Below are 20,382 nucleotides of genomic sequence, written 5' to 3'. Positions count from 1 at the left end.
CTCCTGTTTATCATTTGTTCTAACTTAGAACAAATGTAATTATTAGCGAAAAAAAATGTCCGATTGTCTCAAGCCCTATTCCCGCGTGGCAGGAATAGGGGGTAGAGAACATTATCGGTCTTCCTTATCGTGGTCAAATTCTTTGATCACATCACGAGATTGCTTTATATCTTTAAACATCCGGTAAGGCTTACTAATAACCCGTACTGGTAAGGAGAAGAGAAATCGACTTAGGTCTTCACGATATTCCTGCGTCATTCGTTTTGGTTTTGTTGCCACTCGTTTTTGTGTTTCCTCATAAAATTCTTTATTTAAATTTAGGTTAATTTCAAGATCATGACGGCACTCTAGGCACTCAATGCTTTTTAATTGGTTGTTCACATACGTAATTTCATGTGGTACCTCTTCTTTGCAATGAATGCAGTAGAGATCTGCCTCCATTTGACTTGTATTCATGACACACACCGCCTTTCTTTAGGTGTTTGTGGCAATTATTGAAGCGTATCATCTTGTAGCTTGCGCAGCTGCCAGATGAACGATTCTTTTGTTTGAGTGACATCACTGTATGAAATGTACTCTCCTTTTTTAATGGCACGGTTCACACGAACGTTCCGATCCACTAGTCCAAGCGGCAGCAAATCTTTTTCGTTTGCTTCCTTTGCTTCTAAAATGCTTCCGTACACTGTAAATCCACCAATACTGTCCAGATGCTCTCCAGCCTCTAGATCTCTTTTCGCAACCGTTACCGTTTCAGCAACAAGTCCCTTCCAAGGAGCAATCGTTGCTTCCCCATAGAAATAAGCGCGCGCAACAGAGATCGGTGTTTCAAGACTTGTTAAGTGATATGGACGATATAACACGTAGTAAGGGCCATCACCCATGCTCAAGTATTTCATTTCATGGTTTACTTCCTCTTGATCAGAAGCAATGATTGCAAATACCCCAGGAGCAACACCGTTAACAAACTCAACGATTTGTTTGTTTTGAACCTGACCACCATCTGCTACGGATCGGAACATAGCTGGTAAGTCTTTCACATCGCCTGTTAAGCCGTTCATACCTGGTTTGTCTGGTAAAAATCCTGTTGCGTTTGCGACCGCAGTCATCTCAACCATTGTTTTAGATCCATCCTGGAAAGAAGCAATCATTTTAGGACTTGCCCCTTTTTCAGCTGCTACTTGTGCCACAGTGTCAGGATTCGCTTCTAGGTTAAGTGGGTTATTTTTCCCTTTACCAAGGGCAATGACTTCAAACCCACTTGCATCCGCTAAATCGTTTAACTCCATGACTGCTCCTGGCTCATCCCCTGCAGAGCCTGTGTATACAACACCACTTGAATCAGCTAACTGCATAAGAAGTGGTCCAACCGTTACATCTGCCTCTACGTTTAACATAACAATATGCTTTTTATTCATGATGGTATCCCAAGCAATTCTTGAGCCGATATCTGGTACACCAGTTGCATCCACAACCACATCAACAGACGGTAGAGAGGTAACTAGACTTGAAGATGAAGTGCTAACTACTTTCCCTAAACTCACCGCGGATTCCGCTTCTTCGAGATTCGTTGTTTCCACTATTTGATCAGCAGCAACTCCCGCTTTTTTGTATGCGTTCACAGCATTCTCCACTTGAATGTCAGCAGTAATCACAACACGCATACCCTTCATGCCCTCGATTTGTGCAACCATCCCTCTACCCATTTGACCTGCGCCAACTAAACCTACATTAATGACTTTTCCTTGTTGTTCCAGCTCTTGTAGCTTGCGATTAATTCCTAGCATGTGACCACTCCTATTTTCTCTTTTTTAGTTAATCTCGATAGAATGCAAGTTTCCCGCCAACCTCAAGCTTCGGAACGGGTTTCTTCTCTACAACAATCGTACCTGGTAGATCTGATACGGACTGCCCACTGAACTCAATCGTGCAATGACCTAGATCTCGTAGCGTGTCATTGGCTTTTTCTCCTACAAAGAGAATTTTATAATCGCTTTCTTGAAGGCGTAATGTATCACCTACAACTACTTCATGTTTAAACTCTGTTTGTTTATGAACAGCTGATATATTTTTCAGGTCAGCTGGTACGGTTTCGTTAAAGATCACTAGCATATTTTCTTCTAGAAAAATCTCTGTCTGCTCACCTAATTCAATAAACGTAGATTCATAGATGGTTGTTTTTGTTTGTTCCATCTTACACACTCCTTTTTCATTCTTTTTAAGAATACAATCCAAAGCTAAATAGATACGCAATAATAACTGCTAACGGACCTGTGATCATACGCGACATTAGTACGGCAGGTACACCGACCTCTATCGTTTCTGGCTCGGCTTCTCCAAGCGTTAATCCAACTGGTACAAAATCTGCTCCAGCTTGTGGGTTGATTGCAAACAATGCAGGCAAAGCAAGATGCGGTGGAATGTTTCCTCGACCAATCTCAACCCCAATTAATACCCCGACCACCTGTGCAATAACGGCTCCTGGTCCAAGTAGCGGAGACAGTAACGGAACTGAACATAAGATTGATAGAATTAAAAGTCCAACAAAGTTCCCGGCAAGTGGTGAAACAAAGTTTGCAATGAAGTCACCTATTCCAGTGAACGTGATAATTCCAATTAACATACTTACAAAGGCCATGAATGGGAGAATGTTCTTTATGACTTGGTCAATCGTTTCACGACCAGCCTGATAAAAGATACCTACAACTTTACCGGCTCCTCTACCTACAATTTCAATGATGTTTGCTTTTTTCTTAGGTTGTTGAAGCTTTGCAGCCTTTGCTTTTGCTTCTTCCTTAATGCGGTTTGCTTCATTTTTATCAAGACGAGTGGATTCTTCTTTTTCAGCTGCAGCAGCGGCTTGTGGTGCTGCTCCTTCTTCTGTTTTTACGTTTGAAGCCTTCACGCCTGATACAAAGTTATCTTCTTTAATGAATCTCATTAATGGACCTGATGGGGATGTCGGATTCAAGTTAATTGTGAGGACACCCATTTGTGGATACACTCCGCAACGAGCGGTACCTCCACAATCAATCACCGCACACGCCATTTCTTCCTTATTTACAGAGGTTTTAAATCCATCAACCGCCTCTGCTCCTGTCATATCTGCAATATGTTGGGCAAGTGGATCAATCCCTCCGCCTGTTACTGACACGACATATTTCTTTTGTTCTGTTGGCTGGATGATGAGTGGTCCACCCCAACCGCCGCTACCTTTTTCAACTTTCACTTGTTTGTAGTCTGCCATGTTCATTACCCCCTACGATTCTCTTAAGCTTGTGAGGCAAGTTCTTGCTCTCTCTTTTTAATTAGACGACCTGTAATAATCTCAGTAACAATTCCTCGAATGAGAATGACAATAAGACCTACAATAAAGAAGCGAATAGCGAGCGGTCCGAGTGATAATCCAAGTGTTGTGATCCCAGAAGCAATACCCATGTAAACAAAAAGCTCTGCAGGGTTACCATGTGGGAACAATCCTGTAATCGGGTGAACAAAGGACACTGCTGAATCATAAAACGCTGGCTTTTGATGCTCTGGTAGAAATCGTCCGAACGTGTAAGCCATCGGATTGGTTAAGAAGAAAACAGCCAGAAACGGGAAGAGTGTATAGCGCAAGATTATATTTTTTGTACTCTTCTGAGCCAACCGGTTAATCCGTTCCTCTCCAACCATTTTAATGATAGCGTTTACAGCAGTGATTAAACAAATTAATGTTGGAATAATTCCGGTTACCATCCCAATAAAGGTGGTACCGCCCTCTTCAAACATGCCAATAAATCCTTCAGCAAGTTGTACTAAAAAATCCATTTACGCTTCCCCCTATCCCACGAGTGTTTTCTTACGCTGTTTGTTTATTTGTTCTAGAGATGATTCAATGGCCACGCGGAGTGGATGTTCATGGATCATTTCTTTTACTTCTTGAACTAAGAGTCCGTTAAATGTGTGAAATGGAGCAAACCGGGAAAAGACCGTGACACCTGCCATCTTCTGACCGTCTATGACCAATCCATTCTCGTCGGTAACAAGAATAACAATACTGCCTACTCCAATTCGTTGCTTATGAATACCTACTCCTAAAAATCCTGACGAACGTTTACTCATTTCTTTTACTGTTTTCTGATAGTTCTTCATCTGCACTCGCGTTAAAACGAGTTGTAAGACCCAGGTGAAAGCAAATAATCCAATGAGCCAACCCCACATACCATCTCACCTCTTTTACATTTGTTCTTTAACGTTACTTATGTCTGTATTATAAAAGCGCTTTCAATTTTCGTCAAGTAGATTTCTAAAAATTTTGTCGAACTCTACTTTTAAAATTGAAAGCGCTTTAGTTACTATAGATTTAAACAAGCTCATGTAATAGAGATTGTGCAGTTGAGTCATCAAGTATTAATACATTAAGGTAACCTGATTTTAACGCAATAAGCAGACTTTCCACTTTATGTGCTCCTTCTGCGACACCAACAACCTCAGGAATCTTCTTTAATTCATTAAGATTCAAACCGATTACTCGATCATTTAATGGATGTTTAATTTGCTCACCAATGACATCATAAAACCTTGATCCGATGTCTCCTACGACCCCAGATTTACGTAAAGATACTAAATCTTCTTCTTTTAGATACTCCATCGTACTCATCGTTGAATTAAGGAGAGGATTTCCAATACCGACAAGTGCCATCTGTACCTGTCTTCCCTCTTCTAGAACATTTGCAATATCCTCACTTTCAATCAAGCGTTGTTTGAGGTCTTCACTCTCAACCATTGCTGGGGCATACAAATAGGAACAGGTTCCATTTACCTTTTGAGCAAGCTGATAGGCAAGTAGATTTGAATGAATGTCTACTAATTTTCTGCCCATTCCGCCTACTAATGGTACGATGTTAAGCTCTGGCCGATTCTCATAAGGATACTCTTTCACGAGGTTATATAAGGCGGTACCCCATGATATCCCCATACTTGTAATACCCTCTAAATTTTTGCTGACATAATAAGCGGCGGCTTTGCCAACTGAGCGTCTAATCATCTCGGGAGTAAGGCCTGCAGTCGGAACAACCATTGCCTCTTTTAAGTTAAATGTTTTCTCTAATTGATGCTCAAGCGTTGCGGTATGTGCATTTTCATCTTTAATATAAATTTCAACGATACCCAGCTCTCTCGCACGGTTTAGCATTTTTGAGATGACTGGTCTAGATACAGACATCTTTTTTGCAATTTGTGCTTGTGTCCAGCCATCAAAATAATATAGATTTGCAGCTTTGACGAGTAATCGACGATCTTCCCAGTTACTCATGCATTTTCATTCCTTTCTCTCTATTGGTCAATCTAATTAAAGTATATAGCAAATGTTCCTTGCATGCACATACGTTTCTATGTATTCAAAAACGCAAATAAATGCCAAGTGGTAAAAAGAGTCCCAGTAGAATCGTAATGCTCAAGAAAACAATAAAAGAAATCGTCGTAAACTTCGTTAAATCGCCCTTATTAAGGTGCATTAAATAAATTTCAATCATCCCTAGACTCATCATTCCAAATAGTAGTTTTGCTCCACGAGCTAATGAGAATGGCATTAATGGAACAAGTAAAATACCTGTAGCAAGAACACCTAAAAAAGAGAGCCTCATGAATTGGTGAAGAATAATCGCTTTCTTCGTTTTTCCGCTTTTATAAAAAAGGAAGACAAATATAAATAGAATGCATGTAATGCTTAATGCAAGTAAATGATAGCCTGTGATCAATGGATTACCTCCTTTATGTAAGTGTACTTGAACGTGCCTCATTAAACCAATGAACAATCCATAACAAAAAACCGGATGAATGGACACCTCATTCATCCGGTTTAACATCTTTATTTTATAATCTTAGGCTTCGCTGATCGGTACATGAGATACAAAATATAAGGTGCCCCTATAAGGGCTGTCACAACGCCTGCTGGCAGTTCTTTTGGTGCAAGAACAACCACACCAATCCAATCGGCTGCCGCAAGTAATAATCCACCGATTAAAGCGGATATGACTACGGCCTGTCGGTGATGAGGTCCTACTAGCATCCTTGCAGCATGTGGAGCAAGTAATCCAATGAAACCAACTGCTCCTACATTTGCTGCAGCGATTGATGCTAGCAGCACAGCAATAATCGCCACATACAGCCTCGTTTGTTTTACCTTTAACCCAAGCCCCGTTGAGCTCTCTTCACTAAAAGAGAGTAAATCTACTTTTCTTCCTTGCCACCAGGCCAACACAAAGAGAATGATGACGGCTGGTACCAACACACGAAGTTCACTCCACCCACGTCCGTAGGCACTTCCTGCCATCCAAGTCAGAGCAGGAGCTACAGAGACCTTTGCATACACGATTAAGATATTAATAAAAGCAGCCCCTGCAGCTGCTACTGCAATTCCAACTAATGTTAGAATCATTGGGTCGAGGCCACGCCGCCACGAAACAGCGTACACAATGGCCGCAGCAACTGATCCCCCAATTACCGCTCCGAGCGGAAGCCAAATCCCAGTGAGCGTTGGAAAGACGACAATAACCAACAACGCACCGACTCCTGCTCCACTTGTAATCCCAATCACTTGAGGATCTCCTAGTGGATTGCGAATCGTGTTTTGAATCAAGCTTCCACTCACGGCGATCGCCATACCGGAAATACCTGCAATGAGCAAGCGTGGTAATCGAAAATCAAACAGGATCTTCTCGTGAATTGCTTGTCCTTGACCCATTAATGCGGCCCAAACATCTGTTAGAGGGATGTACAAACTACCGCTTGTTAAGCTGAGTGTCCATACAGCTAGCATAAGAGTAGTGAATATCGTCACTAACAAGCCAAACGATCCAATTCGCTTAGATCCTCCTACACTCATCGACATGTTTGAGCTAAAGCCTTTGCTTCCTTTTACTTGCTTCGACATACGCAAGGCGAGCCAGATAAGCCACGGAGCTCCAATAGCCGCTGTAATGGCTCCAGCCGGCAATTCACCGTAACTATCTATAAAACTTCTTGCGATTGTATCTGCTAAAAGAAGAACCACCGAACCCCAGATTGCACTAATCGGCAGGAGCCAAATATGCTTTGAGACACCCATCATTCGAACAAGATGCGGTGCTACTAGACCGATGAATCCTATAGGTCCCACGACGCTCACGCTTACACAGGCAATCACAACTGCAATGGCCATCGCTAAAAAACGAGTCAGCGTTACATTTTGTCCAAGTGATTTTGATGTTTCATCTGTTAGTGTTAAAATATCGAGCTGACGTGCTGCAAAACAAACAAGCAAAATACCACCCGCAACCCATGGCCAAGAAAAGCTGGCCCCGCTCCAGTCATTTTGGATAAGAGAACCTGAGCCCCAAAGAAAAATGCCTTGTACGGTTTGTTGGTTAAGCATAATTAAAGCACTTGTTATCGAGGAAAGAACAAGCGTTACAATCATTCCTGAAAGAGCCACACGAATCGGCGTGCTTCTTTTTCCGCCACCAAGCGCAAACACGGCAGCTGCTGCACCTGCCCCACCTACAACCGCAAAGGGAAAGGAATACTGCGATTGAAGTGTAGGAAAAAAGATCATTCCTGCAACAACCGCTAAGTACGCTCCAGCATTTACACCTAAAGTTGTTTCAGATGCAAGTGGATTTCGTGTTACTGTCTGCATGAGTGCACCCGCCACCGCGAGGGCAGATCCTGCTATGATCCCCATAACTGCTCTCGGAAAGCGATTGGACCATACTAAATGGTGCTCCGTTATGTCTTGACGGTTAAACAGTGCTCCAATTACATCGCTCACAGACACATCTGCTCTACCTTGCGTCAAACTAAAGAAAAGCGTCACGATCAATGCAGCAAGACCACCAATACATAAAATTAGCGTCCTCAACCTTTTTTTGACCTGGAGATCTGAGGCTGCGAGTCCCATCTGTTTAGCAACCTCAAACTCTCTTTTGTTCTTACTCATTGGTAATTGCGTTTACAACCTTTTCAGCATAAACCTGAGCAGAAAGAGGTCCTCCATATGGCCACGCATCGCCACCTAATGGATATATACGATCTTCTTCAACAAAGGTTAATCCGTTCCAGATCGGATTATCTTTTAATTGATTCTCAATGACATTGTCGCTATCTTGAATGATCGTAAAGAAGTTTACATCTTCAATGGCAGGGAGCGCTTCTACGTCTGCGGTTGTGAAGCCATATCGTTCAAATTGCGATGATTGGAATCCGTTCACCATTCCCATTTTTTCAATCATAGGTGCAGCCATTGATGTATCATCATGAAGACGGAAGCTCACGGCGTTTTGATCACTATAAGCCATCGCTACAACAAACTCCTCGCCACCTTTTCCGGCTTCTTCAATTTTTTGTCTGGATTCTTCGAACATATCATCAATTCCAGCAAGCACTTCTTTCGCTTCATCTTCCTTATCCATGATCGTTGCAATCTCGTTAAATGTCTCAATCATGCGATCATATTGTGTGCCTTCGCCTTCCTCTGGATATGGATCATAGACAAGAGTTGGCGCAATATCATTTAATTCATCATAGCTTGTCTCTACATTCGACTCGAGTCCTACGATTAAATCAGGCTGAAGTGCAGTAATCACTTCAAGGTTCGGGGTGTTACGCATCCCAATATCTTCAATTCCATCTGGCATCTCCATGCCAATATCAACCCACTGCTGCATTCCTTCAATATCAGCGACACCAACGGGCTCAATTCCAAGTGCTAAGAAATCTTCTACATAGCCCCATTCCAGAACAACCACTCTCTCTGGAACTCCTTCAATATCTGCTGTTCCTCTTGTATGTTCAAATGAACGTGTTTCGGTAGCATCGCTTTCATTAGTTGTATCAGCGGTTTCATTGTCCGTCTCTCCATTACCGCACGCAGTAAGCATAACTACGGATGTAGCAACTATTCCAGCAACCCATTTTCCTTTTGTCCAATTCATCCTTCATTGCCCCCATTATATGTAATCGTTTTAAGCAGTAATAAAAATCATTCTCAATTAGAATAGCAAGTTCGCCTGTTTCCGTCAATATGCAGTTTACCATAGTCTATTGTTTCATTCCCTTTTAACTGTAAATGAACTCACGTTTACACCGATATACTCTATATACGTTTAAGGGGGAAACGCGTTGAAATTACGAATAGGTAAATTAAAACCATCTGAGGAAACAGAATATGAACTAACGGTTCATTTTCAACCACCAATTGATGTTACACATCAATTGGAGATGATTCATCTCTCTAAAGATGATCTGGTTCATTTAATGAAGATAAAAGAAATCGTATGTATCTCTATTGATGAGGTAACCGATGTTTTCTACGAATCAATCATTAAACAACAAAACCTGCTCTCTATTATTAAACAGCATTCCACGGTTGAAAAATTAAAGAATACATTAAAGAGGCATCTCCTCGATATGTTTTCGGGTGTACTAGATAAGGAATTTGTAGAAAAGAGAAAACGAATTGCCTCTGCTCATGTTCGCATTGGCTTAGAATCAAAGTGGTATCTGGCCGCTTTTTGTAATCTACAAACAGTTCTCTTTCAGATCATCGCAAGTGCCGACTCATTATCGATGCAGCAGAAGCTTGATTCTCAAATAGCTCTAGCAAAGCTATTAAGCTTTGAACAGCAGTTAGTTATTGATTCGTATGAAATCCAGAGCCAACGCCAAAAGGAAGTCGAGCTTATTCGTCGTAGGGAGTTGCTTGATCAAATGAATCAATCTGCGGATACTCTGGCGTTAATTTCAGAGCAAACCAACGTGTCGATCCACTCAACAGAAAAATCCACACACACGATCGACCAAATGGCTAAAGATTGTGCTGCTCGGGCATCCATTGCAGATACGCTGTGTAAAGACGGTCGCACTCACATGCATACTCAAGAAGAGCAGGTTGCGTTACTCGAAACCCACCTTAGTGATGTTAATGGCCAAACTATCAAGCTCGAGAGCACAACAAAGGATATTACTACAATTGTAGGACTCGTACGAAGCATTGCAGATCAGACAAACCTACTTGCCTTAAATGCTTCTATAGAAGCCGCTCGAGCAGGAGAGGCTGGCAAAGGCTTTGCAGTGGTTGCTTCAGAGGTACGAAAGTTATCAGAAGAGACAAAATCGGCTACTTCTACCATTGAAGATCTAGTAACTGCCACTACTAGGCAGGTACACCAAGTGACAATGGGACTTGAAACCATTGACGCATCTGTTAAACAGACAGCCACTTTAACAATTGAAGCAGCAACATCCTTTAGTCAGATTCAAGAATCAACTAACCTTAGTAAGCAACAAAATGATGCGATCACAGGAAAGATTGAAGAGCTTCTAGTGCAGTTTGATGAAATGAAACAGAACGCGCAAGAAGTTTCACAATCAGCGGAGCATTTAAAGAAATTGAAGCATGCGTAGACCATCTATCATTCTAAAAAGGCGAATGACCTGGTATAGGACGCTCGCCTTTTCTACGATTACTATGATCCTTAATCAATCAATCCAAACATACGAGGTAACCACAAGCTAATTTCCGGGATAAAGGCAACCGCAAGTAGGGCCACCACCATCGGAACATAAAAGACAAGTAATGGTTTAATCACCTTTTCTACACTAACTCCACCTACCTTACTCCCTATAAATAAGACCGTTCCAACTGGAGGTGTGGTTGTTCCAACAGCTAAACCGAGAGTCATAATCATTCCAAAATGAACCGGATGCAGACCTAGCGAAGTAGCGACCGGGAACAGAATAGGTGTGAAGATCAGCAATGCAGGTGCGATATCCATAAAGGTTCCAAGGATAAGAATTAAGAAAAGCATGATCAGAATAAGCAGAACACCGTTTTCGGTCATTCCAAGCAATCCAGTTGATATGGCTTGAGGAATTCTTGAATAAGATAGAACCCAGGACATAGCGCTCGATGCACCAATTAATAAAAGGATAATACCGCTGAATACAACAGTATCTTTTAAGATAATCGGAATATCCACAAGCTTTAAGCTGCGGTAACAAAGGCTTAAGAGGACCGAATACAAAACTGCGACGGCTGCTCCTTCTGTGGCAGTAAAGATGCCTGCCGCAATTCCTCCGATGACAATAAAAATGAGTAGGAGAGACGGAATTGCTTGAAGAACAACCTTTACCCCTTCTGAAAATGTAACGGCTGTTTCAACGCGGTACCCTTTACGTTTTGCCAGTATATACGCCACGATCATGATGAGTAGTGCCATTAATAGGCCTGGCATATACCCAGCGATAAATAATGCTCCAATTGAGGTCCCGCCTGTTAATAATGAATAAAGGATGGGAGTACCACTTGGCGGAATCACTAATCCAATTGGTGCAGAAGCGATATTAACCGCGGATGAATAAGAAGGATCGTACCCTTCTTTTTTTTGCATGGGTCCCATAATACGTCCCATTGTGGCTGCTGATGCGATCGCTGATCCAGAGATAGAGCCGAATAGTGTATTTCCTATCACATTTGTATGAGCGAGGGAGCCTGACATTCTTCCGCCTATTAATTTTGCTAAATTAATAAGACGCAGAGCGATTCCTCCGGTGTTCATAATACTTCCTGCCAAAGTAAAGAAGACTAAAGCAAGAAGAACAAAGCTATCAATACCAGTTATAAATTGTTGCGATAAAACCATGAGCGCATCCCAAAAAGGCATGATGACAAGCGCTGCTGAAAGTGATGCAATCCCGATACTTATACTAATTGGTACACCAATAAAAATTAATAGGAAAAACACGGCAAAGAGAACGATACCAGTTAACGCTATCTCACTCATGCGGCTTCCCTCTTTTCTCTTTGTATTTCCGCTGCATCTATTTTTATATTTAATAATTGATAGATGATGATTAACACACCTGACAAAGGTAGAACACCGTAGACAAGTCCCATCGGCAGGCCTAACACTGGGGACACCTGATTAATCGTTGAGGTGACAAGTCTCAGTCCACCTATTACAAAAACAACCGTCGCGAACACAATAACTAATCCATTAATCACTAAGCTTGATACATTTTGCTTTTGCCTAGAGAGCTTCGCTGTCAAAAATGTTAAAGCTAAGTGTTCTTTATGACCAAACGCATAGCTTGCTCCCAGAAATCCAACCCAGATCAGTGAAAATCGTAAAACCTCTTCTGTAAACACGCTTGGATCCTGTAACACAAACCTCGTAAACACTTGCCATATCGCACCAGCTGTCAGAAACACAACCAGGATACTAGCAATACTTATAACGACTCGATCGATAATTTGTTTTATTCTCTCCACATTTGACCCACCTTTACTCTAGATTTGAAAACGCATCCAAAATTTCTGCCACTTGTGGGTTATCTCTACTCTCTTCAAGTAATGGTTCCACTCTTTCTCTAAAAGGATCTTGGTCCACCTCGTTAAATGTAACGCCCATTTCTTCCTCGGCTTGTACAATCCCTTCTTCAACCATGTCCTTCCATCTGCTATTATGTTGAACGGTTGAAGCCTCGGCCTCTTCTTTTACAATGGCTTTTTCCTCTTCTGACAAACTGTTCCACGTATCCTCACTCATGATTAGAAAGTCTGGAATTCGTGTATGTTCATCGTAAGAAAAGAACTTTGCTACTTCCCCATGGTTCGCATCCACTAATGCCATTGAGCTACTTTCTGCTCCATCAATAACACCCTGCTGAAGCCCTGTATAAACCTCAGATGCAGGTAATGGGGTTGGAGCTGCTCCAAGCAGCTTCATCGTCTCAATCGACGTTTTATTCGTCATCACTCGAATTTTTAATCCTGCCAGATCCTCAGGTTTTTCAATAGGATGATTCGCTGTATAAAAACTTCTGGCTCCTGCATCATAGTACGTTAGCCCTCTCAGTCCGATATCAGATAAGTCCTCATACATCGTTTGGACCGTATCGGAATCCATCACTCGTTCAAAATGCTCCTCATCTCCAAACACATACGGCAAACTGAATACAGAAAATGATGGGTCAAAGCTTTCAAGCGCCCCCGCATTCACCTTTACCATGTCAATTACACCAGTCTGAACTAACTCAAGCATCACTCGTTCATCCCCTAGTGACCCATTTGGATAGATGTCAATGTCGAGACGATCACCCGCACGATCCTCGACCCCATTGGCAAATTCCTCAAGACTCTGATAAACAGGAGCCGCGTCATTATGGATATGAGCAATCGTTAATGATTTCTTATCTGCACTTTCTGCAATCATTTTCGGAAGAATAAATGAAGCGCTTCCAATTAAGAGTACAGTAAAGCCTATGCCCAAGCCTTTGGCTACTTTCATTTTTTCACACTCCTTTAAAAATGCGCACAAAAAAACTGCTAATATAATGATACAAATCCCATTATATTAACAGTTTATTGTTACGTCTTATTGTAAAAAGAAATCGTTCTCAAAATCGGAACTTGATTGCATCGTTAGATAAGTGAAGCTGGGATAGACCCTTCTTCAAATGCTTTGGTTAATTTCTCCTTTGCCCCTTTAGCATAAAGAAGCTTTGTACTTGATTCATATCTCTTTAACTCTTCTGGAAACTCTTTGACGTGATCAAGCTGGTCATTTATTTCCCCTAGTACTTGAACATGAGTAGCTGCTGTCTTAAAGTCACACGGCGGGGTTGCATCTTTTTCATGTACAGCCTTTAAGCACCAATTTAATTTATCAATATGGGGAACATGTGGATTGCCATAGTCTTCTGTTGTGCCATCTTTGAAGGTCGCACGCATGGAAGGCTCTTCGTCTTCTGCACTAAAGCTGATCGAACCCTTTTCAAATTCATAATGAAAAATAGGTCCCTCCGTTTCTTTAACGGCATGAGACGCCAAGAACAGTAAATCCACGTTGTCTGTCGTTTTCATTTGAACAGCACATGTATCAAAGGTTTCAATTGGATTCACACGATAAATCTCAGCTTCTACGATTTTGACGGATGCACTTGTCTCAATTGCATCTCCTAATAGATAGAACATATTGTGTAGAAAATGAGCGGTTGCATTATTCGCAATGCTATCCATGATATACGTACCATCCGGGCTGTACTTTTTGCCGGCCCACGCTGAGCGATTAAAGTATTCTTCCGTACGTGGCCAAAGAACTAATGTCTTCAACTGAATGGCACGGCCAAATCGACCCTTTAAAATATCTTTTTTTAACGCTTGAATGGACTCCGTAAAGGACCAGTTAAAACCTACTGCTGCCCACTTCCCTGTATCTTTAGAGACAGACTCCCAGATAGGCAGATCGTTCGGGTCTCCTGTTAATGGCTTTTCGCATAACACATGACTCCCATGCTCCATCGCATACACAGCCTGTTTGGTGTGCAGATGAATAGGTGTGGAGATGATAGCTAAATCTGCATTATGATTCTCATAAAAGGCATCAATTGTCTTATAGATTGGTATCGACCTTTCTTGCAGAACGTCAAAGAAGCCACTCTTTTCAGCAGCAATTTCAACAACTCCTTCAAGGGTGGCATCCTCACGTTCTAATAACCAACGCAGATAACTCGCCCCATATCCATTAATTCCGATTAATACAACCTTTGCGTTACTCCCATTGTTCATTTGATATCCTCCCAGCCATTTAAACGCACGGCCTGTTCCTGCGCTTCAATCGCGAGTTCAGACACACGAAACACATGCTCTTGCGTCATGGCCTGATCTGTTCCATTTTGACAATCCTTTATAAGATCGTAGAAATAAGGCTTACCAACACGCCCTTCTACCGGTACATGCAATTCCTCTTTTTGATCGACAATGTATAGATGGTTCCGCTCGGATGTGCGACCGACATCTAGATATTTGCGAAGCTCAATATATCCATTGGTACCAAACAATACCGTCCTTCCATCACCCCAGTTGGATAAGCCATCTGGTGTAAACCAATCGACGCGCACATATTGTGTGGCTCCATTATTACCAAGTAACGTCGCATCCCCAAAGTCTTCCCAGTCCTCAAATTCAGGATGCTGGTAATTAGCCGTTTTACTGTGCATTACCTTCGCATCAGTTGCACCCGTATAGATTAGAAACTGGTCAAATTGATGACTGGCAATATCAATTAAAATACCCCCATTTTGGTTCCGATCAAAAAACCACTTTTCCCTTGAATCCTTGTTTAACCGATGCGGTCCAGAACCTGTCACTTGGAACACACGACCAATTAACCCTCGATCAACAAGAGCTTGTGCAAGGATCGCTGACTCCACTCCTAAACGTTCTCCAAAGTAGATTGACCAGCTCTTTGTTGAAGCCACTACAGCCTCTCGCGCCTGTTTCACTTGATCCAATGTTGTGAATCCTGCTTTTGCAGAAAAGAAGTGCTTATCATGAGCGATCACTCGCATTCCAAGGGCAGCTCGCTCTGCAGGGATAATGGCTGTCGCAACCATGTCCGATGAATCCTCTAACACCTGTTCAACGGATTCGGCAGCTATAGCCGTTGGGTATTTATCTAAAAGCTTTTTTTGCTTCGCTTTATCACGATCATACACATGATGAAGGGTTGCGCCTGCGCGGCATAACCCTTCAACCATACCAAAGATATGTCCGTGATCCATTCCTACCACAGAAAAAGAAAAAGGCTGATCAATTTGACGGTCTTGTTCAAATGACTGAATGATCTCTTCGATCGTATCTTTTAATCCCATTGATTAACCTCTCCCACCTATCTTTTTATACGTGTTCTACAAATCTTTCTTTCATTAGCTTAAGAACTTCATCCCCCGGACGGTCCCATAGCTCTTGATTCATGATCTCTACTTCAATCGGTCCGTGGTAACCAGCGGCTTCGACTTGCTTACGCATGCCATAAATGTCGATAGCGCCATCCCCCATCATGGAACGACCTTTAAACATATCCAAAATAGGAACTTTCCAGTCAGACACATGGAAACCTAGTATCGTTCCTTTTGCAGCTTCAATTTGCACTGCAAGCTCGGGATCCCACCATACGTGGAACACGTCAACGACTACGCCTACTTGTTTAGACTGGTACTTCTGCACAAGAGCATTCGCCTGGCCGAGTGTATTCACAACGGAACGATCCGCTGCATACATCGGATGCAGTGGTTCAATCCCTAACTTAATGCCATGCTGCTCGGCATGAGGAATGATGGCCTCAATTCCCTCTTCGACCCATCTTCTTGCTTGCACAAGATCCTTATCCGGAGCTGGTCCGCACACTAAAACAAGCGTGTCAGTACCGATTTCCGCAGCTTCTTCAATTGCGCGTTTGTTATCAGCAATTCGTTTGGCACGTTCCTCGCTTGTTGCTGCTGGGAACATTCCTCCACGACACAGACTGGAGACCTTGATGCCACTTTGCTTTAAGTGAGAAGCTGTTTGCTTCACACCATATTCTGCAAGCTTGTGACGCCAGATCGAAATCCAAGGAACTTCGTTTCGCTCACAGCCATCAATCGCTTCCTTAAGCGACCAGTTCTCCGTTGTGATCTGATTTAAACTAATTTTACTGAGGTCTGCCTTGTCACTCATGCGTGTACCTCCTGTTCAATTCCAGCTAGCTTTAGAACGTTATCCATCCGTTTGATCGCAAGCTCTTGATCTTGAATCAGATTCGCTTCGTCCATAAGCTTAAAGAGCTTCGTTAAATGTTGAATCGAACGAGTGCCTTCTGCTCCACCAATCATCTTGAAATGAGACTGATGGCCATTTAAATAAGCCATAAAGACAATTCCCGTTTTGTAAGCATAAGTTGGTGTCTGGAAAATATGACGACTTAGCTCAACCGTTGGCTCAAGCACTCGCTTGTACGTTTCTAGATCTTGATGATCCAGTGCACGTAAGGCGTGTGCAGCCGCAGGGGCAATGGCATCAAATATTCCAAGCAGTGCGTGGCTGTACCCTTGCTCATCTCCCGCAATGAGTTCTGGATAATTAAAGTCATCCCCTGTATACATCCGTACAGATTGTGGTAACAGACGACGCATTTTGATCTCTTTGTCTTTGTCTAGTAGCGAGATCTTAATGCCGTCTACCTTTGCTTCGTTTTTATGGATCATTTCTAAACAAATGTCCATGGCCCGATCATAGTCTTCTTCTCCCCAATACCCTTGAAGCGCAGGATCGAACATCGGCCCAAGCCAGTGTAAGATAACCGGTCTAGCCGTTTGACCAAGAATTTGACTATAAACTTGAAGATAGTCTTCAGGTTTCTTTGCAGTTTTTGCTAATGCACGACTTGCCATTAGAATAATGCCGCTATCTTGGCTTTCAACAAATTCACACTGCTCAGCATAGGCGCGAACAATATCGTCTAATGAATGCTCGTCACTTAAATCAAGATGATCAGTGCCTGCACCAGACGCAATTAATCCACCAGCACGCTTCGCTTCAACAGAGGATTGCTTAATTAATTCCTGTGCACTTTCCCACGAAAGGCCCATTCCTCGTTGAGCCGTATCCATTGCTTCGGCTACACCAAAGCCAAGCGACCACAAGTGTCTACGGTAATGAAGCGTACGCTCCCAATCAATGTCTCCTCCAAGTACAGGATGACTGGAAGACAAAGGATCTGCTACAACATGCGCTGCAGAGTAAGCGGTACGGGAGGAAAACCCTCCCGAACTGCTGAATGCAGATGGCGACCCTTTTAGTTCATATATTTCAAGTGTACGATTTTCTGTTGGAAGTTTAATTGAATATCCCATCATACGCCTCCTATAAACTTAAATCTGGTACATCTACCCACTTACGTCCGTGCCAAGCTTCTAATCCAAGGTCAGAAAGCTGTGTACCTTTTGCGCCTTCAAGTAGATCCCAAGGGAATGCGTCATCTTGATGAATATGCTTAAGGAATAGTTCCCATTGAATTTTGAATCCGTTATCATAGAATTCGTTCTCCGGTACCTGCTCCCACTGCTCCTGGAAGTTGAATGGGTTTGGAATGTCAGGATTCCACGTTGGACGAGGAGTCTGCACGCGATGCTGCGTCTTGCAGTCGCGCAGGCCTGCTACTGCACTTCCAAGCTTTCCATCAACCTGAATCGTTAATAGATCATCACGATCTACACGAGTTGTCCATGATGAGTTCGCTTGAATCACTGCCCCACTCTTCATTTCAAAAATAGCATACGCTGCATCATCAGCTGTTGCTTTATACGTTTCACCATTTTCATCTACACGACTTGGAACATGTGTAGCACCTAAGCAAGTAAGTGACTTGATTTCACCAAACAGGTTATCAATCACATAACGCCAGTGCGCAAACATATCAACGATGATTCCGCCGCCGTCCTCTTCTCTATAATTCCAGCTTGGACGTTGACCTTCCTGCCAGTCTCCTTCGAAAACCCAGTATCCGAAGTCAAGTTTCACAGAAAGAATCTCTCCAAAATAACCGCTGTCAATTAGACGTTTTAATTTTAATAGACCTGGCAGGAATAACTTATCTTGTACAACTCCATTTTTCACTCCAGCTTCTCTTGCTAGTTTTGCAAGTTCAAGTGAGCCTTCTACACTAGTAGCCGTTGGTTTTTCACAATAGATGTGCTTACCTGCAGCAATCGCTTGCTTAATTCCTTCTGCACGACGATTTGTCGTTTGAGAATCAAAATAGATTACATTATGGTCATCGGCAAGAGCCGCTTCAAGATCTGTACCAATTCGGTCAATTCCGTGTGTATCTGCAAGGGCTTGAAGCTTTGCTTCGTTACGTCCAACAAGGATTGGGTCTGGATACAGAACATCTCCGTTTGCTAGCTTAACGCCACCTTCAGAGCGAATTGCCACGATCGAACGAATTAAATGTTGGTTCGTCCCCATTCTACCTGTTACACCATTCATAATAATACCAATTTTGTGAGTTGCCATGTTTGTTTCCCCTCTCTCCCTTTAATACTTCTTATCATAATTAAAGCGCATACATAAATCTTACTAGATCAGGTAACAAATTCTCAATTTCGGAAATGGATTTATCGACAATTTTTAGCCATATTGACGACAATCTGTGCATATACTTCCTATGGTCAAAACAAAGGAAGGGATGATTCACGTGAATGAGCAAATCGAATGGACAATAACAGATCCGTATGTATACGCAAAAGCATCAGAACTTATTGGGTCAATGGCCGAGGTGCAGACAACCCACGGTGCGGTTCGTGGAACATTAAAGGAAGTTCAGCCTGATCATATTGTTGTGGAGATGGGTGGTACTCCCTTTTTCATTCGTACGCAGCAGATTGTCTGGTTTTTCCCTGTTTCTTAAACCTGAACAAATCTAATAAGGAACGGAGGACGCCTTTGTGATTAAACGAATTAATAAGTTAGCCATTGAATTGCCACGGCCTGAGCACGGTGACGCCAACGCCGCAGCTGCTGTGCAAGAATTGTTAGGTGGGAAGTTTGGTGAAATGTCTACGTTAAATAACTACATGTTTCAATCATTTAACTTTCGTGGAAAATCAAAGTTCAAGCCCTTCTATGACTTGATTGCGAGTATTACAGCTGAAGAGTTCGGTCATGTTGAACTCGTGGCGAATGCTATAAATCTTGTCTCATATGGAACAACTTTTCCTGGAGATCCTGACACAGCACCTCTTCAAAATGGCAAGGATAAACGCTATTCCACACACTTTACAACCACTGCGCAAACAGCCTTTCCTGGAGATGGAATGGGCAGACCTTGGAATGGAACGTTTGTAACCAACAGTGGGGCCTTAGTTGAAGATCTCCTACACAATTATACCTTGGAGATAGGGGCGCGTCATCATAAGATGAGAGTGTATGAAATGTCGACGAACCCAACCGTGCGAGAGCTGTGTGGCTACTTACTTGTTAGAGGAGGCACACATATTATCGCCTACGCAAAAGCGATTCAAGTAGCAACAGGCGTTGATATTGGAAAGATGCTGCCTGTTCCTTATCCGGATAATACAAAATTTAGTGAAGCCAACAAATTTATTGATCAAGGCCTTTATAATGTTCTCTATACATGGGGCGAGCCGGAATACCGCGACATCGCTCAGATTTGGAAAGGTGAAAACCCTGAGACAAAAGAGCCCCTTCGTGTGATTGATGGCGTACCTGAAGGCGCACCGATTCCTGATCTAGAAGAAACTCCACAGCTATTTGCTCCTGGTGTCGATCCAGATGACTATGCGAAAATATTAAAGCGATTAAAAGAAAATATCTAACAAACTGACAGAGACCGGGAAAAACTATAAATCAACTAGAAAATGGCGAATGATTCTACAATCGAATCATTCGCCATTCGTGTTTTTCGTATTTTAGTTAGACGCGCGGGTGTGAACCCGAGACTCCCTCCGAAAAAGTTAATGTATCAATGGTTTTAAGGTTTTTAAAGAGATAAAAATATTTTTTATGAATCAATCAATATC

General features: G+C 42.5%; 21 protein-coding genes and 1 pseudogene. 4 read left to right on the top strand and 18 right to left on the bottom strand.

Annotated features, from left to right (window positions below; genetic code table 11):
• Positions 1 to 111: 111 nt before the first annotated feature.
• The 10 genes from ACQKKO_RS20760 to ACQKKO_RS20715 all read right to left on the bottom strand — a co-directional run bounded on the left by ACQKKO_RS20760 (position 112) and on the right by ACQKKO_RS20715 (position 8,951).
• A complete protein-coding gene (locus ACQKKO_RS20760; RefSeq protein WP_498650529.1) occupies positions 112 to 456 on the bottom strand; it encodes a bh protein in 345 nt (114 codons plus the stop codon).
• Positions 457 to 491: 35 nt separating this feature from the next.
• Positions 492 to 1,784: an NAD(P)H-dependent oxidoreductase gene (locus tag ACQKKO_RS20755; protein ID WP_498650527.1), complete on the bottom strand. Its 1,293-nt coding sequence runs from the start codon at positions 1,782 to 1,784 to the stop codon at positions 492 to 494.
• Between the two features lie 28 nt (positions 1,785 to 1,812).
• Positions 1,813 to 2,190 (bottom strand): PTS glucitol/sorbitol transporter subunit IIA, encoded by a 378-nt coding sequence (locus tag ACQKKO_RS20750; RefSeq protein WP_498650526.1) that lies wholly within the window; start codon positions 2,188 to 2,190, stop codon positions 1,813 to 1,815.
• 25 nt (positions 2,191 to 2,215) lie between these two features.
• Positions 2,216 to 3,244 carry a PTS glucitol/sorbitol transporter subunit IIB gene (srlE, locus tag ACQKKO_RS20745; RefSeq protein ID WP_498650524.1) on the bottom strand — a complete coding sequence of 343 codons (1,029 nt, stop codon included), beginning with the start codon at positions 3,242 to 3,244 and terminating at the stop codon, positions 2,216 to 2,218.
• Between the two features lie 23 nt (positions 3,245 to 3,267).
• Positions 3,268 to 3,807 (bottom strand): PTS glucitol/sorbitol transporter subunit IIC, encoded by a 540-nt coding sequence (gene srlA, locus ACQKKO_RS20740; RefSeq protein WP_203087823.1) that lies wholly within the window; start codon positions 3,805 to 3,807, stop codon positions 3,268 to 3,270.
• Positions 3,808 to 3,819: 12 nt separating this feature from the next.
• A complete protein-coding gene (locus tag ACQKKO_RS20735) occupies positions 3,820 to 4,200 on the bottom strand; it encodes a transcriptional regulator GutM (RefSeq protein ID WP_498650522.1) in 381 nt (126 codons plus the stop codon).
• A gap of 142 nt (positions 4,201 to 4,342) precedes the next feature.
• Positions 4,343 to 5,293, bottom strand: a complete 951-nt coding sequence (locus ACQKKO_RS20730; RefSeq protein ID WP_498650520.1) for a sugar-binding transcriptional regulator — start codon at positions 5,291 to 5,293, stop codon at positions 4,343 to 4,345.
• An 85-nt stretch (positions 5,294 to 5,378) separates the two neighbouring features.
• Entirely contained in the window at positions 5,379 to 5,738 is a 360-nt protein-coding gene (locus tag ACQKKO_RS20725; RefSeq protein WP_498650518.1) for a DUF1516 family protein, read from the bottom strand.
• Between the two features lie 110 nt (positions 5,739 to 5,848).
• Complete coding sequence (fhuB, locus tag ACQKKO_RS20720; RefSeq protein WP_498650516.1) at positions 5,849 to 7,957, bottom strand: Fe(3+)-hydroxamate ABC transporter permease FhuB; 2,109 nt, start codon at positions 7,955 to 7,957, stop codon at positions 5,849 to 5,851.
• Positions 7,950 to 8,951, bottom strand: coding sequence for an ABC transporter substrate-binding protein (locus ACQKKO_RS20715; RefSeq protein WP_498650515.1), 1,002 nt, complete (start codon positions 8,949 to 8,951; stop codon positions 7,950 to 7,952). Before ACQKKO_RS20715 ends, fhuB begins: the two co-directional genes overlap by 8 nt.
• Before the next feature lie 187 nt (positions 8,952 to 9,138).
• Here ACQKKO_RS20715 and ACQKKO_RS20710 point away from each other — a divergent pair.
• A pseudogene (locus ACQKKO_RS20710) lies at positions 9,139 to 9,660 on the top strand (protoglobin domain-containing protein); the annotation flags it as partial.
• A 66-nt stretch (positions 9,661 to 9,726) separates the two neighbouring features.
• On the top strand, positions 9,727 to 10,422 hold the full coding sequence (locus ACQKKO_RS20705; RefSeq protein WP_498650544.1) for a methyl-accepting chemotaxis protein: 696 nt from the start codon (positions 9,727 to 9,729) through the stop codon (positions 10,420 to 10,422).
• 71 nt (positions 10,423 to 10,493) lie between these two features.
• On the opposite strand, the gene ACQKKO_RS20700 is transcribed toward ACQKKO_RS20705, so the two are convergent.
• The 8 genes from ACQKKO_RS20700 to ACQKKO_RS20665 all read right to left on the bottom strand — a co-directional run bounded on the left by ACQKKO_RS20700 (position 10,494) and on the right by ACQKKO_RS20665 (position 18,856).
• Positions 10,494 to 11,801, bottom strand: coding sequence for a TRAP transporter large permease (locus ACQKKO_RS20700; RefSeq protein WP_498650513.1), 1,308 nt, complete (start codon positions 11,799 to 11,801; stop codon positions 10,494 to 10,496).
• Positions 11,798 to 12,289 (bottom strand): TRAP transporter small permease, encoded by a 492-nt coding sequence (locus tag ACQKKO_RS20695; RefSeq protein ID WP_498650511.1) that lies wholly within the window; start codon positions 12,287 to 12,289, stop codon positions 11,798 to 11,800. Before ACQKKO_RS20695 ends, ACQKKO_RS20700 begins: the two co-directional genes overlap by 4 nt.
• Before the next feature lie 13 nt (positions 12,290 to 12,302).
• Entirely contained in the window at positions 12,303 to 13,307 is a 1,005-nt protein-coding gene (locus tag ACQKKO_RS20690) for a TRAP transporter substrate-binding protein (RefSeq protein WP_498650509.1), read from the bottom strand.
• A gap of 134 nt (positions 13,308 to 13,441) precedes the next feature.
• On the bottom strand, positions 13,442 to 14,587 hold the full coding sequence (locus ACQKKO_RS20685; protein WP_498650507.1) for a Gfo/Idh/MocA family protein: 1,146 nt from the start codon (positions 14,585 to 14,587) through the stop codon (positions 13,442 to 13,444).
• Positions 14,584 to 15,672 (bottom strand): Gfo/Idh/MocA family protein, encoded by a 1,089-nt coding sequence (locus ACQKKO_RS20680; RefSeq protein WP_498650505.1) that lies wholly within the window; start codon positions 15,670 to 15,672, stop codon positions 14,584 to 14,586. The genes ACQKKO_RS20685 and ACQKKO_RS20680 overlap by 4 nt, the downstream gene beginning before the upstream one ends.
• 25 nt (positions 15,673 to 15,697) lie before the next feature.
• Entirely contained in the window at positions 15,698 to 16,519 is an 822-nt protein-coding gene (locus tag ACQKKO_RS20675) for a sugar phosphate isomerase/epimerase family protein (RefSeq protein WP_498650504.1), read from the bottom strand.
• A complete protein-coding gene (locus ACQKKO_RS20670; protein ID WP_498650502.1) occupies positions 16,516 to 17,694 on the bottom strand; it encodes a dihydrodipicolinate synthase family protein in 1,179 nt (392 codons plus the stop codon). The genes ACQKKO_RS20675 and ACQKKO_RS20670 overlap by 4 nt, the downstream gene beginning before the upstream one ends.
• A gap of 10 nt (positions 17,695 to 17,704) precedes the next feature.
• Complete coding sequence (locus ACQKKO_RS20665) at positions 17,705 to 18,856, bottom strand: Gfo/Idh/MocA family protein (RefSeq protein WP_498650501.1); 1,152 nt, start codon at positions 18,854 to 18,856, stop codon at positions 17,705 to 17,707.
• 181 nt (positions 18,857 to 19,037) lie between these two features.
• Between ACQKKO_RS20665 and ACQKKO_RS20660 the strand changes: the two genes are divergently transcribed.
• Both ACQKKO_RS20660 and ACQKKO_RS20655 read left to right on the top strand, forming a co-directional pair.
• Entirely contained in the window at positions 19,038 to 19,250 is a 213-nt protein-coding gene (locus ACQKKO_RS20660) for a YuzF family protein (protein ID WP_498650499.1), read from the top strand.
• Positions 19,251 to 19,287: 37 nt separating this feature from the next.
• Positions 19,288 to 20,178, top strand: coding sequence for a manganese catalase family protein (locus ACQKKO_RS20655; protein ID WP_343131776.1), 891 nt, complete (start codon positions 19,288 to 19,290; stop codon positions 20,176 to 20,178).
• Positions 20,179 to 20,382 lie beyond the last annotated feature (204 nt).

It is taken from the genome of Alkalihalobacillus sp. NPDC127517, assembly GCF_050276055.1.
Classification (GTDB): domain Bacteria; phylum Bacillota; class Bacilli; order Bacillales; family Bacillaceae_D; genus Alkalicoccobacillus.
Note: the sequence above shows the minus strand (reverse complement) of the source record. Positions and strands in the feature narration are given on the sequence as shown.